The organism is Streptomyces sp. NPDC041135 (assembly GCF_055592085.1).
The window spans coordinates 1-13,655 of the sequence record NZ_JBVIYZ010000026.1; the positions used below are offsets into that span (position 1 = coordinate 1).

General features: G+C 70.3%; 14 protein-coding genes and 4 pseudogenes. 4 read left to right on the forward strand and 14 right to left on the reverse strand.

What is annotated here, in order from left to right; genetic code table 11:
• Positions 1-20 precede the first annotated feature (20 nt).
• Positions 21-479, reverse strand: a pseudogene (locus tag ACZ6CZ_RS32425) (MOSC domain-containing protein); the annotation flags it as partial.
• Between ACZ6CZ_RS32425 and ACZ6CZ_RS32430 the strand changes: the two are divergent.
• Positions 456-881, forward strand: a complete 426-nt coding sequence (locus tag ACZ6CZ_RS32430) for an ISL3 family transposase (protein WP_469028409.1) — start codon at positions 456-458, stop codon at positions 879-881. The pseudogene ACZ6CZ_RS32425 and the gene ACZ6CZ_RS32430 sit on opposite strands and share 24 nt — an antisense overlap.
• A 100-nt stretch (positions 882-981) precedes the next feature.
• Positions 982-1,167: a hypothetical protein gene (locus ACZ6CZ_RS32435; RefSeq protein ID WP_469028411.1), complete on the forward strand. Its 186-nt coding sequence runs from the start codon at positions 982-984 to the stop codon at positions 1,165-1,167.
• Positions 1,168-1,618: 451 nt separating this feature from the next.
• Here the strand turns inward: ACZ6CZ_RS32435 and ACZ6CZ_RS32440 are convergent, their stop codons facing one another.
• The 7 genes and pseudogenes from ACZ6CZ_RS32440 to ACZ6CZ_RS32470 form a co-directional block, all read right to left on the reverse strand.
• Positions 1,619-2,170, reverse strand: a complete 552-nt coding sequence (locus ACZ6CZ_RS32440) for an EF-hand domain-containing protein (protein ID WP_469028414.1) — start codon at positions 2,168-2,170, stop codon at positions 1,619-1,621.
• 123 nt (positions 2,171-2,293) lie between these two features.
• On the reverse strand, positions 2,294-2,698 hold the full coding sequence (locus tag ACZ6CZ_RS32445; protein ID WP_469028548.1) for a molybdopterin dinucleotide binding domain-containing protein: 405 nt from the start codon (positions 2,696-2,698) through the stop codon (positions 2,294-2,296).
• Between the two features lie 18 nt (positions 2,699-2,716).
• Positions 2,717-4,594, reverse strand: coding sequence for a molybdopterin-dependent oxidoreductase (locus tag ACZ6CZ_RS32450; RefSeq protein ID WP_469028416.1), 1,878 nt, complete (start codon positions 4,592-4,594; stop codon positions 2,717-2,719).
• Between the two features lie 212 nt (positions 4,595-4,806).
• Positions 4,807-5,136: pseudogene (locus tag ACZ6CZ_RS32455) on the reverse strand (MobF family relaxase); the annotation flags it as partial.
• Positions 5,137-5,200: 64 nt separating this feature from the next.
• The gene (locus tag ACZ6CZ_RS32460; RefSeq protein ID WP_469028418.1) at positions 5,201-5,470 is read right to left on the reverse strand and encodes a hypothetical protein; all 270 of its coding nucleotides are present in this window, start codon (positions 5,468-5,470) and stop codon (positions 5,201-5,203) included.
• A complete protein-coding gene (locus ACZ6CZ_RS32465) occupies positions 5,464-5,826 on the reverse strand; it encodes a hypothetical protein (RefSeq protein ID WP_469028421.1) in 363 nt (120 codons plus the stop codon). Before ACZ6CZ_RS32465 ends, ACZ6CZ_RS32460 begins: the two co-directional genes overlap by 7 nt.
• Positions 5,823-6,089 carry a hypothetical protein gene (locus ACZ6CZ_RS32470; RefSeq protein WP_469028563.1) on the reverse strand — a complete coding sequence of 89 codons (267 nt, stop codon included), beginning with the start codon at positions 6,087-6,089 and terminating at the stop codon, positions 5,823-5,825. The genes ACZ6CZ_RS32465 and ACZ6CZ_RS32470 overlap by 4 nt, the downstream gene beginning before the upstream one ends.
• A 98-nt stretch (positions 6,090-6,187) precedes the next feature.
• On the opposite strand from ACZ6CZ_RS32470, the pseudogene ACZ6CZ_RS32475 reads away from it, so the two are divergent.
• Positions 6,188-6,321, forward strand: a pseudogene (locus tag ACZ6CZ_RS32475) (fuconate dehydratase); the annotation flags it as partial.
• 27 nt (positions 6,322-6,348) lie between these two features.
• Here the strand turns inward: ACZ6CZ_RS32475 and ACZ6CZ_RS32480 are convergent.
• Both ACZ6CZ_RS32480 and ACZ6CZ_RS32485 read right to left on the reverse strand, forming a co-directional pair.
• Positions 6,349-7,272, reverse strand: coding sequence for an IS5 family transposase (locus tag ACZ6CZ_RS32480; protein WP_469028423.1), 924 nt, complete (start codon positions 7,270-7,272; stop codon positions 6,349-6,351).
• A gap of 60 nt (positions 7,273-7,332) precedes the next feature.
• Positions 7,333-8,517 carry an MFS transporter gene (locus ACZ6CZ_RS32485; RefSeq protein ID WP_469028425.1) on the reverse strand — a complete coding sequence of 395 codons (1,185 nt, stop codon included), beginning with the start codon at positions 8,515-8,517 and terminating at the stop codon, positions 7,333-7,335.
• A 55-nt stretch (positions 8,518-8,572) separates the two neighbouring features.
• On the opposite strand from ACZ6CZ_RS32485, the gene ACZ6CZ_RS32490 reads away from it, so the two are divergent.
• Positions 8,573-9,316, forward strand: a complete 744-nt coding sequence (locus ACZ6CZ_RS32490; protein ID WP_469028428.1) for an AraC family transcriptional regulator — start codon at positions 8,573-8,575, stop codon at positions 9,314-9,316.
• A gap of 252 nt (positions 9,317-9,568) precedes the next feature.
• On the opposite strand, the pseudogene ACZ6CZ_RS32495 reads toward ACZ6CZ_RS32490, so the two are convergent.
• From ACZ6CZ_RS32495 to ACZ6CZ_RS32510, 4 genes and pseudogenes are all read right to left on the reverse strand, one after another.
• A pseudogene (locus ACZ6CZ_RS32495) lies at positions 9,569-9,766 on the reverse strand (LacI family DNA-binding transcriptional regulator); the annotation flags it as partial.
• Between the two features lie 204 nt (positions 9,767-9,970).
• Positions 9,971-11,278, reverse strand: coding sequence for a cytochrome P450 family protein (locus ACZ6CZ_RS32500; RefSeq protein ID WP_469028430.1), 1,308 nt, complete (start codon positions 11,276-11,278; stop codon positions 9,971-9,973).
• Between the two features lie 81 nt (positions 11,279-11,359).
• The gene (locus ACZ6CZ_RS32505; protein WP_469028432.1) at positions 11,360-11,542 is read right to left on the reverse strand and encodes a hypothetical protein; all 183 of its coding nucleotides are present in this window, start codon (positions 11,540-11,542) and stop codon (positions 11,360-11,362) included.
• The gene (locus tag ACZ6CZ_RS32510; protein ID WP_469028435.1) at positions 11,539-13,479 is read right to left on the reverse strand and encodes an alpha/beta hydrolase family protein; all 1,941 of its coding nucleotides are present in this window, start codon (positions 13,477-13,479) and stop codon (positions 11,539-11,541) included. Before ACZ6CZ_RS32510 ends, ACZ6CZ_RS32505 begins: the two co-directional genes overlap by 4 nt.
• Positions 13,480-13,655: the final 176 nt, after the last annotated feature.

Sequence of the window (13,655 nt, forward strand, 5' to 3'; positions counted from 1 at the left end):
GATGACCACGGAACAAGAACCTAGACCCGTTCCAGCGGGCGGTGAGGGGGTGGCGGGTGCTCGACCTGGATGGAATCGTCGGGGCGGACGGTTCCGCCACGGCGGACCACAGCCATGACGCCACACTTGAACGTGAACTCGCCGGACAAGGGGTCCATGGCGAAGACCTCGCCGAGCAGCCCCTTGCGGAAGTCGTTGATCTTCGAGCATGGGTTGCGCAGTCCGGTCACCTCAAGTACCGCCTGCTCCCCGAGATGGAGCAGGGCGCCGGTGGGCAGCCCCAACAGGTCCACCCCGCGCGTGGTGATGTTTTCGCCGAGCTGGCCCGCAGAGACCCTATAGCCCCTGAGCGCGAGTTCGTCGAAGAGTTCCTCGTGCATCAGGTGGACCTGGCGCAGGTTGGGCAGGTTCGGCTCGTAGGTCATGCGGAACTGGTGGCGGATCGTCTCACCTGCGTGAACGTCTCCTTCCACTCCGAGTTCCCCACGGATGCTCCGCTGCCCCATCTGACCGTCCGCCGGGTCACCGACTGGATCATGCGCCGACCCGAACACCTCACCGAGACCGAGCGCAAGTGCCTCGGCGAGCTGTGCGAACGCAGTCCCGCCCTGACCACGACCACCGAATACGCCCGGCGCCTGGCCGCGATGGTGCGCGAACGCCGCAGCGAGCATCTCGCCCTCGACGTCTGGCTCGCCGACGTCCACCTCGACGGACAACGAGAACTCCGCACCCTGGCCGCCGGCATACGGCGCGACCACGCAGCAGTACTCGCCGCCCTGACCACCACCTTCACCTCGGGAGCGGTCGAGGGCAACGTCACCAGAATCAAGCTGCTGAAGAGACAGATGTACGGCCGGGCCAACTTCGACCTCCTATGACGCCGCATTCTTCTCTCACCTTGATCAACCGGCTGACACCCCCAAATCTGAGACAGAGCCCAGAAGCTGAGCCAGAACCCGTTCTCGTGAACAAAGCCAGGTGGTCGACCCCCGCCTCGACGCCCTGCGGGAGCCCGTACTGCTCGGCAACGGTGCCAAGGACGGGTGTGCCGTCCTCGCACCGCTGGCAGGCGGCCCAGCACTGCTCGTCACCGCCGTCGCACCCACCACCTCGGCGGTGCGGGAACTGCTCGACGAGGCGCACGCACACGCCCTCGCCCTATAGCACGGACGGGTCGCCGCCCCCGGCAGGCGACGGCCCACAGCGTTGGACCAGTCCCCGCAGTCCACTGCTTCCACCACTCCACCGATAACTGCCCGGTCGCAACGACGGGCGGCTCAGCTGCCGCGGCGTCCCTAAATAACGGCCGCAGCGCGCTGGCGCTTGATGGGGCCGGTGTCCGGGGCGGCCCGGTGAGGAAGCCAGGGCGCGGCGACCAGGGCAGGATCCCGCAAACGTCCCGGGGAAGGTGTGAGCACTCGATCAAGGGCCAAGGAGATCCCGCATCGGGCTGCGCCGCCAGTTGTGCTGGTCTCCTTCGGCGTCACGAAGGGCCGGCAGGACGCGCAGCGCCACTTCGCGACGGACGTCTCCAGTCGCCCGCCTACGGCGTCCCCTCCCCGGCCCTGCTGAGACTCTGGCATAAGCGCTGGTCCGGGGGCATATACGGGGATTGTCAGGCGGTGACCTTGCCGAAGATGTGGTTGGCGGGAGCGTCGGGGTCGTTGCCGTAGAAGAACTCTTCGAGTGCCTGGTGGAACTCCTCACGGCTCAGTCCGCCGGAACCATCGAGGTCCAGAGCGGTGAAGACGGCGGCGCAGTCCTCGCCGGGGACGGCGGCGACCGAGCTGAACATCTGCTGGAACTCGGCCTGGTCGATCTTGCCGTCTCCGTTGAGGTCGACGAGGTCGAAGAAGCAGTTGGTGACCGGCGCAATCTGCTGCGGGTAGAACGCGCGGTCGGTCAGGACACTCTTGAAGCCTTCGGTCATCTCCCGCACATCGACCTTCCCGTCACCGTCCTGATCCATCGGGGCGATGACGTTCGACCAGAACTGGTCCATCCCCTCGATGAGCCGGCGGACGGTCTCGGCATCAGGCGTGGTCTCGCGGGCGCTGATGTAGCGCTCGCTCATCTTGCGGACGTCGCACTGGGTGATGAACCCGTCGCCATCGACATCGGCACCCCTGAACCACTGGCCGTATTTGAGTTCTTGAAGTGCAGTCATGACTGCGTACCGTATTGACGCAGTTACGGCGACGCAAACGTCTGAGTGGAGGCTGGGCACCGGTCGGACCTGCCGACCGGGCGCCCGACGAGGGTGAACACGGCAAACCGTTGAGTTGGCGTTTTAATGTTCGAGGTGTGGTGGTGTGAAGGCGAGTACCTCCTCGACCGGCCCGTCGTAGACCTCGACATCGACGAGAGCACTGTGCGCACTGGGTCCCTGGGACAGACGCGAGCACCCGCGATCCCCGGTGAGGGTGTTGGGGTTGCCGTGGCGGTCCAAGGTTCCGCTCCGGCCTGGCTGGGCTGGGTCCCACCACGCTCCGGTGGACAGCTGGATGACGCCGGGCATGACGGCGTCCGACAGGATCGCGCCCGCCAGACAGCTGCCTCGGTCGTTGAAGACACGCACGATCATGCCGTTCTCGATACCGCGTGATGCCGCATCTTGCGGGTTGATCGTTACGGGCTCACGGCCGTGGATCTTTGACGTGAGGCTGTGGCTACCGTTGTCGTACTGGCTGTGCAGGCGCGAGGCAGGCTGATTCTAGATCAGGTGCAGCGGGAAGCGGTCCGCCAGGTCGGCGCGAAGCCATTCCACGGGTTCGAACCACGCTGGATGTCCGGTGCAGTCGTCGTAGCCGAAGGAGTCGATCTCCTCGGAGAAGATCTCGATCCGGCCCGATGGCGTTGTCAGGGGGAAGCGCTGCGGATCGGAGCGCAGTGCTTCGAAGCTGCCAGGAAACGGACCGCTGAGTGCCGGCAGTTCGACACCGCAGGCGCGTTGCCAGAAGTCGTCGAAGTTTGGCAGGGCCGCGTCGGCGCCGAGGTTCGCCCGTGTCTGGTCGTAGAGGTGCCGGACCCATTCGATCTCGGAACGCGACTGGGTGAACTCGCGCTCATAGCCGAGCCGGGCGGCCAAAGCGGCGAAGATCTGGTGGTCGGTGCGTGCCTCGCCGGCCGGCTCGCGGGCCTTCGGCATCGCGACCAGGTGAGGGTCGGAGAACCCCGCGGCGAAGTCGTCGCGCTCCAGACTGGTCGCGACGGGGAGCACGATGTCGGCGAACTTCGCCGTGGTATTCCACCAGGCTTCATGGACCACCACCGTGTCCGGGCGCTGCCAGGCTCGGGTGAGGCGGTGGAGGTCCTGGTGGTGGTGGAAGGGGTTTCCTCCGCACCAGTAGATCAGGCGCAGGTCCGGCAGGGTCAGGCGCTGACCGTCGTAGTCGATGATCGCGCCCGGTTCCAGCAGGGTGTCTGCGATCCGGGCGACCGGAATGAAGTCCGCAACAGGGTTCGCCACCCGCGGCATCGACGCCACAGACGGGCGGCCCGGGGCAACACCGGTCGCGTCCATTGTCGCGTAGCCGGCGCCCCAGCCGCAGCCGGGCCGGCCCAGCGAACCCGCCATGGCGGCCAGCACGACCGACATCCAGATCGGCTGTTCACCGTGGTCCGCCCGCTGTATGGCGTAGTTGACCATGATGAGGGAACGCTGTGTGGACAGGCGGCGGGTGAGATCGGTGATCGTGTCGCGGCTGATGCCCGTGATCCTCGCGGCCCAGTCGGCGTCCTTGACGACGCCGTCCACGTCGCCGGTCAGGTAGGAGGCGAAGCGGTCGAACCCCTCGCAGCAGCGGGTGAGGAAGTCCTCGTCGTGCCAGTCGTTGACCAGCATCGTGTGCGCGATGCCGAGCATCAAGGCGGTGTCGGTGTTGGGGATGACCGGCAGCCATTCGGCGTCGAGGAAGTCGGCGGTGTCACTACGGATCGGGCTGACGTTCACGAACCGCACCCCGGCCTCGCGGCACTTCCGCTGCAGGTCCCGCGTCTGGTGCCGGGCCAGCCCGCCAGGGTTGACCTGGCTGTTCTTCAGAGCCAGCCCTCCGAACGCCACCACGAGCTCACAGCTCTCGGCGATCTCGTCCCACATCGGCATCCGGGACTGGTAGCTCCACGGAGCCCCGCCGATCACATGCGGAAGGATGACCTCAAGAGCGGCGGTGCTGTACGTGTTGCGCGAGTCGGTGTAGCCCCCGCCCAGCGCCAGGAACCGCTGGAGCTGACCCTGCGCATGGTGGAAGCCGCCCGCACTGGCCCAGCCGTACGAGCCGCCGAACACCGCGCTGTCCCCGTGCTGTGCGCGCACGCGGCGTAATTCCTCGCTCACCAGCGTGAGCGCGTCGTCCCAGCTGACCTCTACGAAAGTGTCCGCACCTCTGGCCGTTTCATCGGCGCGCGGCAAGCCGTTGAGCCACCCTTTGCGTACCGCGGGCCGCAGCACACGCGCACTGTCCTCAGCAGCCGTCACCATGCCCGGACCGATCGGCGACGGCGCGGGGTCATCACCCCGGGGCTCAATGCGCACCAGCTGACCCGAATCGACCACGGCTACGAAACTGCCCCAGTGCGTTGCCACTGGCATGCGTCGTTCCACCGTGCACCAACTCCATCCCTGAAGTCTCTCCGGCTCTCGAACAACGGCCGCTACACCAGGGTTCGGCGTCAGTCAGCGGCCCGCGGGACACAGGCTCCCCCTGGCGGATGCTGCCCAACCCTGACGGTGTGCACGACTCCCACCGCCGCCACTCAACCGGAGCCCGGAGCGCCTCTGTCGACCGCGACCTGAGTCGTACGGATGCCGGACTCGGGCTCCAAGGGCCGGGGACGGTCAGTCTTCGGGCCGGAGCGGAACGGCCGCGGGTGCGATCTCGAGGCGGCGGGCACCGCGACGGCGTACGGCCGGGGGCGAGAGCCCCGGCGCTCCGCTCACCGCGCGGCGCGGACCCGGGCGGCCAGAGCGCCGGCAGCGAGGCGCGCCCGCTCGTAGGGCGCGGGCCGCTTGCGGGTCAGCGGGCGCAGCACGGCCCGGTCCTTGGTATCGCCCGGGTACAGGGCGCGCAGGTCGGCGGTCATCCTCCGGCCCCGGGCGACGGGTCGGGTGAAGTCGTCGACGGCCGCCTGCACGCGAGGAACCACCACTGCCGTCAGCATGGGACCAACCTCAACGGCAATCGACTCAACTTCGCTGTCACAAGACAGCGGTGCATAGCTCCGAGACGATCGTGAACGAGGTCGTCACCATCGGCACCGCCATGGCCGGCGGCACTACCGCGTGCGTGGTCTGGCCGTGCGCCATGCCGTTGCGAATCTGTTGGCCGTAGTCGAGGTACTCCGCCTGCCGTGTCGTCAGGATCCCGTCGCAGGCGCCATCTGGTTCAGCGGCTTGTGCCCGCGTCCGGGATCCGGTCGCGCAGGCACGATCTCCACCGCGGTGGACGATGCCCGGCATCGTCACCACAGCCAGGCGGTGGAGTGCCGCACCCGGGACAGGGCACGGGCATCGCGGCGCGTGGCAGCGTTGCCGATCCGGTTCTGCCGGGACCGGGACCGGGGCCGGCGCGACTGCGCGGCGGCGAGGCGGCGCCGCCCGGCTTCCTGGAGTCGCCGCCGCTGCTTGCGCAGCTCCTGCTTCTTCTGCTTCTTCGCCGCCTTCGACTTTGGCTTCCGGGGGCGCTTCCAGATCGGCTGCCACCCCGGGGGCTCATCGGACTCGGGCTCCTGGTTCTCATCGGGCGCGGCGGATATGTCCTTGGTTGCTGCGCGGGCGCGGGCGAGGGCGTCGTCAAGGCTGGGTTGTTCTTCCGGGGTGCTCACGCGACTCCTCCTGTGGTCCCGCCCGGCGCGTGCTGGGTGCGGGGCTGCTGGGTGTGCGGCAGGGCCGGCGCCGGGGCGGGCTGTGGTCGGGGGCCGTGGGCGGCGGCGCGCTCCCGGGTGCCGTCCTGGAGCTTGGCGGCGGCGGTCTCAAGGGTCCGGCGGGTCTGCTCCACCGTGTCGACGCCGGTCTCCTGCTCCAGGACGCGGTCGGCCTCCCGGTCGGAGTGGGACGGCCGCGGGTGCGACCTCGAGGCGGCGGGCACGGCGACGGCGCGCGGCCGGGTGCGGGAGATCAGGCGCTCCGCGCGCCGCGCTGCATGGACCCGGGTGGCAAGGGCGCCGGCGGCGAGGCGGGGCCGCTCTGGTCGCGAAGTTCGGCGTGCCCATCTGCCCACACGCGGGCGGCGTCGGCTCTGCGAGGCCGTGCAGCACCTCGCGATGTTCGACTACGTGGGCGTGTCGAACACGATGGACAGCCGCATGATCGAGTATGTCGCCCCCCAAGCACTTCATTGCCCCCGCCTAGGCCCTGTCTGACAAAGGATCTTGGGCAGGTTCGCGGAGCCAGAGGATCAGTGAGGCGAGCTGGAGTCCGGCCTTGTAGTGGTTGGACAGTTTGTCGAAGCGGGTGGCGATCGCGCGGAACTGTTTGAGGCGAGCGAAGCAGCGCTCGACCACGTTGCGGTCTTTGTAGAGCTCGCGATCGAAAGTCGGTGGTCTGCCGCCGTCCTGTCCGCGCCGTGCGCGGTTGGCCTTTTGGTCCGTGCGTTCCGGGATTACTGCCCGGATACCCCGGCCTCGCAGGGCTTGTCGGATGGCGCGGGACGAGTACGCCTTGTCCGCGATGACCGCGTCAGGTCGGCATCGTGGTCGTCCGGCGCCTGCCCGGGGCACTCTCAAGGTGTCCATGACGGTGTCGAAGACGGTGGAGTCGTTGACGTTGCCGGGTGTGACGACGAGGGCTAGGGGGAGGCCCCGGCCGTCGCAGGCGAGGTGGACCTTCGTGGTCAGCCCGCCGCGGGACCGGCCGAGCGCCTGGTCGTTGCCTACGGTGCGTGTCGGGTTGTTCGATTCGTTCCCCGCTGGGGTCTTCTCTCTGCGGGCCCCGGAGGCGTGCTGGTGCGTGCGGGCGATGGTGGAGTCCACCGACACCGTCCACTTCACCGTGCCGGTTGCGTCTTCGCGTATCTGGACGTGTTCGAGCAGCTTTGCCCAGGTGCGGTCCGTCTCCCAGCGGGCGAAGCGCTCGTAGATGGTCTGCCATGGGCCGTAGCGTTCGGGCACGTCCCGCCAGGGCGCGCCGGTCCGCAGGCGCCACAGCACGCCGTTGATCACCTGCCGGTGGTCCCGCCACGGCCGTCCCCGCCCGTCAGCTCTCGGCAGCAGGGGCGCTATGCGCTCCCACGCGGTTTGAGTCAGCTCGCCCCGGCAGGCGGCAGGTTCCATGCTCGGGCACGTCCTCGTCCGTCCGGCGGGCCATACGCGTGCTCACTGGTCGGCGTGGGTCTACGCGTCTTGTCGTGCGGATGCGGGCGCGAGTGCGGCGGTCCGGGTGGGGGCGGTGGGTTCGGGCAGGGCGCGGAAGAGGAGCGAGCTCAGGGCGGGCATGCCGATCAGGGGGGCGAGGGCTGTCTGGAGGTTGGTGGTGTCGGCGAGGTGTCCCAGCAGCGGGCTGATGAGGCCGCCGATGCTGACGGTGAGGCCGAGGGTGACGCCGCTGGCGGTGCCGATGCGGGAGGGCAGGTAGTCCTGGCCGAGGGTGACCTGGAGGGAGAAGGGGACGTACAGGCCGGCGGAGGTGAGGGCCACGAAGAGGAACATGGCCGGGCCGGGTGTGTAGATCACTCCGGTGACGGCGGCGATCGAGAGCAGGTAGGACCAGCGGGAGACGCGGACGCGGTCGTAGCGGTTGGCCAGGGATCCGCCCAGGACAGAGCCAACGGCGCCGCCCAGGAACAGCAGGAACAGGGCGACGGTCCCTGCGGTGGTGCTGCCTTGCATGCGCTGCTGGGCGTAGAGGGAGATGAAGGTGCTCAGGCCGGTGAAGACGATGGAGCGGAAGACGACCGCCAGGGACAGCTTCACGAACGAGGCCACGTCGTCCGCGCTGCGGGGCGCCTGTGTCTTGGCCGTGCCGGTCTGCGGCCGGGCGAGCATCCGCTGGACGGGCACACACAGGGCGGCGCCGGCGAGCGCGGGCAGAACGAGGACGGGTGTCCAGCGCAGGGAGCCGTGTCCGATCGCGGCCGACACCATGAGCGGGGCGAGCGCAAAGCCGATGTTGCCGCCGAGGGAGAACCAGCTCATCGCACTGTGGCTGCCTTCACTGGCCAGCCGGGCCACGCGGGCGGACTCCGGGTGGTAGGCGGCCACGCCGATGCCGGAGACGGCGACGAAGAACAGGGTGAGCCCGTAGGAGCCGCTCAGGCCACTGACCGCGATGCCCACCCCGCCCAGCAGGGTGCTGACCGGCAGCAGCCACGGCATTGCCCACCGGTCGGTGAGTACCCCGAACACCGGCTGGGCCACCGACGACAGCAGGGACGCGGCCAGCACGATGCCGGACGCGACCGCGTAGGTGTAGTCCCGTTCGGCCACGAAGAACGGGATCAGCGCCGCGACGGCGCCCTGGTAGATGTCGACGCAGGCATGTCCCACGGCCAGCAGCAAGATCGATGTATTCCTTCGCACCCCTCCCATGCTGGGAGAACCACCACGTGTCGTGCTTTCGATAGATTGACAGGTGATGCAGAAAATCCGCCACGAATCCGTTGCGCCGACCCGAACCCAGCGCCTGGCGTCCGGCGGCGAGATCGACGCGCACCGCCACGACGACCACCAGATCGCCTACGCCAGCCGGGGCACCATCGCCGTGACCACCGACGCCGGCTCCTGGGTCGCCCCCGCCACCCGGGCGCTCTGGATCCCCGCCGGCACCGTCCACCAGCACCAGGCCCACGGCGAGCTCGACCTCCACCTCGTCGGCCTGCCCGCCACCGACAACCCCCTCGGCCTGGACAAACCCGCCGTCCTCGCCGTCAGCCCCCTCCTGCGCGAACTCATCGTCGCCTACACCCGCGACCCCGACAACGACAGCCCACCCCACCACCGCCTGCGCGCCGTCATGCTCGACCAGCTCACCATCTCCCCCGAACGCCCCCTGCACCTGCCGGCCCCCACCGACCCCCTGCTCCGTGAACTGCACGACGTCCTGCGCGCCGACCCGGCCGACAATCGTTCCCTCGACGACCTCGGACGCCAGATCGGTGCCAGCGCCCGCACCCTCTCCCGCCGCCTCCGCGACAACCTCGGCCTCACCTATCCGCAGTGGCGCACCCAGATCAGGCTCCACCACGCCCTGATCCTCCTGGCCGACGACACCCCCGTCACCGCAGTCGCCCACCACTGCGGCTGGTCATCTGCAAGCACCTTCATCGACGTCTTCCGCCGCACCTTCGGCCACACCCCCGGCACCCGCCCCACCTCCTGACCACACGACCCGGCCAGCGCACGAGCCGCCAAGATCCTTTGTCAGACAAGCCCTAGCTAGGGTCCGTCTTCTGAGGTGGTTGAAGCAGCGTTCGACGGTGTTGCGACGGCGGTAGGCATCGCGGTCGATGCCCGGTGGTCGGCCGCCTCGCCGACCGCGGTTTGCGGCGGTGCTCGCGCTGGTCTTCCTTCTCGGGAATCGTGTGCGCGATCCCGCGATCCCGCGATCCCGCGTTGCCGCAGGTAGCCGCGGACGCCGCCTGGCCGGTGAACGGGCCGCCAGGTTGGGCACGTAGCCCAGCTCGGCGATGGCCTGCTGCACGGCACGCCGGGTCGATTCCTTGACACCGGTCGCGTTGTCGATGACGCGGGAGACCGTGCCCCGCCCCACCTCGGCAAGCGCGGCCGCTTACTCCAGCGTCGGCGTGGTGCCGGGGCGCCGCTTCACCATATTCACCCCACCCCCAGGGCACCCGATCCTACGGTCCCGGGCGGGCGCCTGATCGGCGGGTCGGCGTCGGTCGGCGGCCCGTTCGCCTGCCGTACGTCTGGCGCGGTTCCTCCTTGCGCACCCCGTGTCCCGTTCTCCTCGACCGACCCGGCCCAGGCCGCGACGGAGCGGGAGGCGGTGAGGGTGGCAGGGTCGGGGCGGGGGTCAGCGGCGCAGGGTGAGGGGCAGCGCCTCCAAGCCGCGCAGCATCATCGTGTTGCGCCAGCGCAGGTCGCGCTCCTGGCAGGCCAGGGTCGTTCCGGGGAAGCGGGCGAGGAGCGCGGTGAGCGCGATCTCGGTCTCCAGCTTGCCGAGCAGGGCCCCGAGGCAGCGGTGGATGCCACCGCCGAAGGCGAGATGGCCGGCGTCCTGGCGGTCGAGGATGAGGCGGTCGGGGTCCTGGAAGCGCGCCGGGTCGCGGTTGGCCGCGCCGAGGGACAGCAGCACGAACTCGTCCTGCGGGATCTCCACCCCGCCGACATTCACCGGCTCGGTGGTGAAGCGGGTGGTGGCCATACAGATGGGGGAGTCGTAGCGCAGGAACTCCTCGACGGCCCTGGGCATCCGGGTGAGATCGGCGCGCAGCCAGGCGGCCTGGCCGGGATCGCGCAGCAGCGCGAGGAAGGAGGTGCCCAGCAGGTTCACGGTGGTCTCATGCCCGCCGATCAGCAGCAGGGCGACCATGCCCACGATCTCGTCGTCCGTCAGCTCCCCACGCTCGCGGGCCGCCAGCAGCTCGGTGAGCAGATCGGCGGGACGGTCATTGCGGCGGATACGCCGGTCGGCGATGGCCAGGACGTACGAGCCCATCTCCTGGACGGCTCGCCGGAACGCCTCGTGGTCGCCCTCCTGGGTGACGATGGCGGTCGACCACTTCCGGTAGAGGTCGCGGTCCTCGGGCGGGAAGCCGAGCAGTTCGCAGACGACGAGGATCGGCAGCGGGAAGGCGAAGTCACGTATCAGGTCCACCGTGGCGGTGGTGGTGCGGGTCGTGTGGCGCGCGGCTGCCGCGTCCAGCCCGTCGAGGAGTTCGAGGGTGATGCGCTCGACCATCGGCCGCATCGCCTCGACCCGCTTGCGGCTGAACGCCGCCTGGACCACGCGGCGGAGGCGGGTGTGGTCGGGCGGATCGCTGCTGAGCATATGGGTGACCTCGGTGCCCAGTGTGACGCCCTCGACCCGGCTGTCGGCCAGGGCCTGGGCGCGCCGGACATCCTGCGCGAAGCAGCGGTCGAAGAGCGCGGCCCGGACATCGACGTAGCGCGGGATGATCCACAGCCGCAGGCCGCCGTCGCTGTGCAGCACGGAGACCGGGGCCGATTGCCGCATCCTGGCCAGGGTCGGGTACGGGTCGCTGAGGAACGTCGGCGGGTTCTGGCGCGGTTCCGTCGTCTCGGGCTTGTCCGGCCGGTGCTTCTCCGGCCGGGGACTGTTCGTCCGGGGTGCTGCCGTCGCTGCCGTAGTTGTGGTCATGATGTTTTCCTGTCCTCACCGGCACGGCCGGCGCCGCGGCGGGGTGCCGGGCGTGGCACCCCGCTACGGCGCTGCTTGGGCTCACTGCAGAGGCGACTTCTTCTCCGTGTTCTTCTTCGTGCGGGTGGTGCAGGTCCGCGCCGGGCCGTTCGGCCGGACCGGGACCGCCTTGTCCAGGGCGGCCTGGGTGTGCGGCGGAATGATGAGCCCGCGCTCCCGCTCGGTGGCGCTGATGGGGTCGACGCGCAGTCCGTGACGCTTCATAGGGTTGACCTTTCTTCGGTGTGGTGGACGGGGTGGTGCGAGCCGGTCCGCCCGCTGCTGCGGCGGTCGGCGGTTCTGGGGGAGGCGCGCAGCGCGTCGTCGGCGTAGCGCACCATGGCGGCCCAGGCGGCGGCGTGTCCGGCTGGGTCACGGCCCACGTCGTGTCCGCCGCCGAGCCACCGGACGCGATGCGGGACGTCGCGTCGCCGCAGCGCGGCGAGATAGCGCTCGATCTGTTCCGGAGGGCACTTCTCGTCGTCCGCCGAGGCGGCGAGGAAGATGGGGCCGCGTACACGGCCCACATAGGTCATCGGGCAGGCCGCGCGATAGCGGTGTGGCACCTGCTCGGGGGTGCCGCCGAAGAGGCGGTCGTCGACCTCCCGCAGCGCTGGCGTCGTCGCCCGGTACGCCGCCGTGTAGTCGGCCACCGGGGCGACGGCCAGCCCCACGTCCCAGAGCCGGGGCTGGACGCCCATCGCCAGCAGCGTCAGATAGCCGCCCCAGGAGTAGCCGCACAGGCCGGTACGGCCCGGCTCCGATACTCCCGCGTCGATGAGGTGGCCGCGCACCGCGGCGAGGTCTTCGAGCTGGGCGAGACCGACCCGGTGGCTGAAGTCGTCCCGCCAGCGGGGGCCGTAGCCCGTCGAGCCGCGGTAGTTGGTGCGCACCACGGCGAATCCGGCCCGGACCAGGGCCTCGGTCCGGGCGTCATAGGCGTCCCGGTCGTGGGTGTGGGGCCCGCCGTGGACGAGGAAGACCGTCGGCCAGGGGCGGTGGCCCGCCCTGCGGCCGGGCGGGGTGGCCACAAAGCTGTGGATCTGCCCGTACGGCCGACGTGTCCACAGCTCGCGGCGCCCGGATCCGGTCGTTCCGCCGGGCGCCGTGCCGCGTGACGCCGTCGTGGAGCGGCCGGAGTGGCCGGAGCGGTCGGGACGTTCCGGGGGTTCCGGGTGCGCCGCACTTTCCGAGCCTTCCGGCCTTTCCGGGTGGCAGATCAGCGGCCGGGGCAGTTCGCCGTCGCGGCTCCACAGGCAGTGGACCGTGCGGTCGGGTGCGCAGGAGAAGTCGATGATCGTGCCCTCGGGCGTGGGAAGCACCGTCGTCGTACCGCGGTCGAGGTCGGCGCGCAGCAGGCGGCTGCGTCCCGCCCGGTCCTGCTGGACCAGCGCCGTGCGGCCGGGCCCGTACCAGCAGGCGGTGATCTCCGTGTCGAAGTCGAGGGCGGAGCCGGGACCGTGCGTACGGATCCCCTCGCCCTGCCGCCAGAAGGCCAGGGTGTAGCGGCCCGCGCGTTCGAGGACGAGCAGCAGTTCCGGCCGTGCGGTGGTGAGGTCCGGGCGGAAGCCCAGCGCCCACACCGCGCCACCGTCGCCGTCCCCCGCTTCGCCGGGGATGGCGTCCACGAGGACGCCGGAGGCCGGTGACCACAGCCGGACCGCGGCCGGTCCGGCCGGGCACCCCGCGGTGGCCAGCAGCCGGCCGCCGGGGGCCAGGCCCACCACTGCCGCATAGCCGGGCTCCTCGGCCACCAGGCGGGCGCGCTCGCCCGGTCGGCCGAGGTAGTGCCGCGAGCGGTCCGCGACCCCGACGCCGACGGCGGCGAGGCCACTGCGGGGGTCGAAGGCCAGGCCGTGCATCCGCCCGGCGGGTACGCCGTCGAGCGCCGGGCGCGGGTGCCCGCCCTCGAACGGCCCGCGCAGCCAGCGGCCTTGACCGCCGGGAGCGGCGTCGAACCACCACAGGCCGTGGCCGTCCGGCTCGATGGCGGCGGTCTCCACACCCAGCGGTGCGGTGGTCGCCTGGCGGCGCTGACCCGTCGTCAGATCCCAGGCCACGATCTGCGGGAGACCGTCCACATACCGGGTCTCGACCGCTCGCCGTCCGTCGCGGGCGGCGAAGGACGGGACGTGCACCGCCGTTCCGATACCGCCGCTCATCGCCGTCCCTCCCTTCGTTGGTGTCCGCTTCCGCCGCCGGTGGCCTTGGCTGTGGTGGGCTCCGACGGCCATCACACTGCCGGACGGGCGGGCTGCGTGGCAGGGAAGAAAGCGCAGCGGCACCGGCAGTGAGCTACTGCCGGTCCTTCCCTGGCACCGGACGGTGGGCGGGCGAC

Excerpts from the sequence above, each read along its gene's own strand:
- ACZ6CZ_RS32440 (WP_469028414.1), bottom strand. The coding sequence starts at position 2,170 with ATGACTGCACTTCAAGAACTCAAATACGGCCAGTGGTTCAGGGGTGCC.
- ACZ6CZ_RS32450 (WP_469028416.1), bottom strand. The coding sequence starts at position 4,594 with ATGCCAGTGGCAACGCACTGGGGCAGTTTCGTAGCCGTGGTCGATTCG.
- ACZ6CZ_RS32480 (WP_469028423.1), bottom strand. The coding sequence starts at position 7,272 with ATGGAACCTGCCGCCTGCCGGGGCGAGCTGACTCAAACCGCGTGGGAG.
- ACZ6CZ_RS32490 (WP_469028428.1), top strand. The coding sequence starts at position 8,573 with ATGCAGAAAATCCGCCACGAATCCGTTGCGCCGACCCGAACCCAGCGC.
- ACZ6CZ_RS32500 (WP_469028430.1), bottom strand. The coding sequence starts at position 11,278 with ATGACCACAACTACGGCAGCGACGGCAGCACCCCGGACGAACAGTCCC.
- ACZ6CZ_RS32505 (WP_469028432.1), bottom strand. The coding sequence starts at position 11,542 with ATGAAGCGTCACGGACTGCGCGTCGACCCCATCAGCGCCACCGAGCGG.
- ACZ6CZ_RS32510 (WP_469028435.1), bottom strand. The coding sequence starts at position 13,479 with ATGAGCGGCGGTATCGGAACGGCGGTGCACGTCCCGTCCTTCGCCGCC.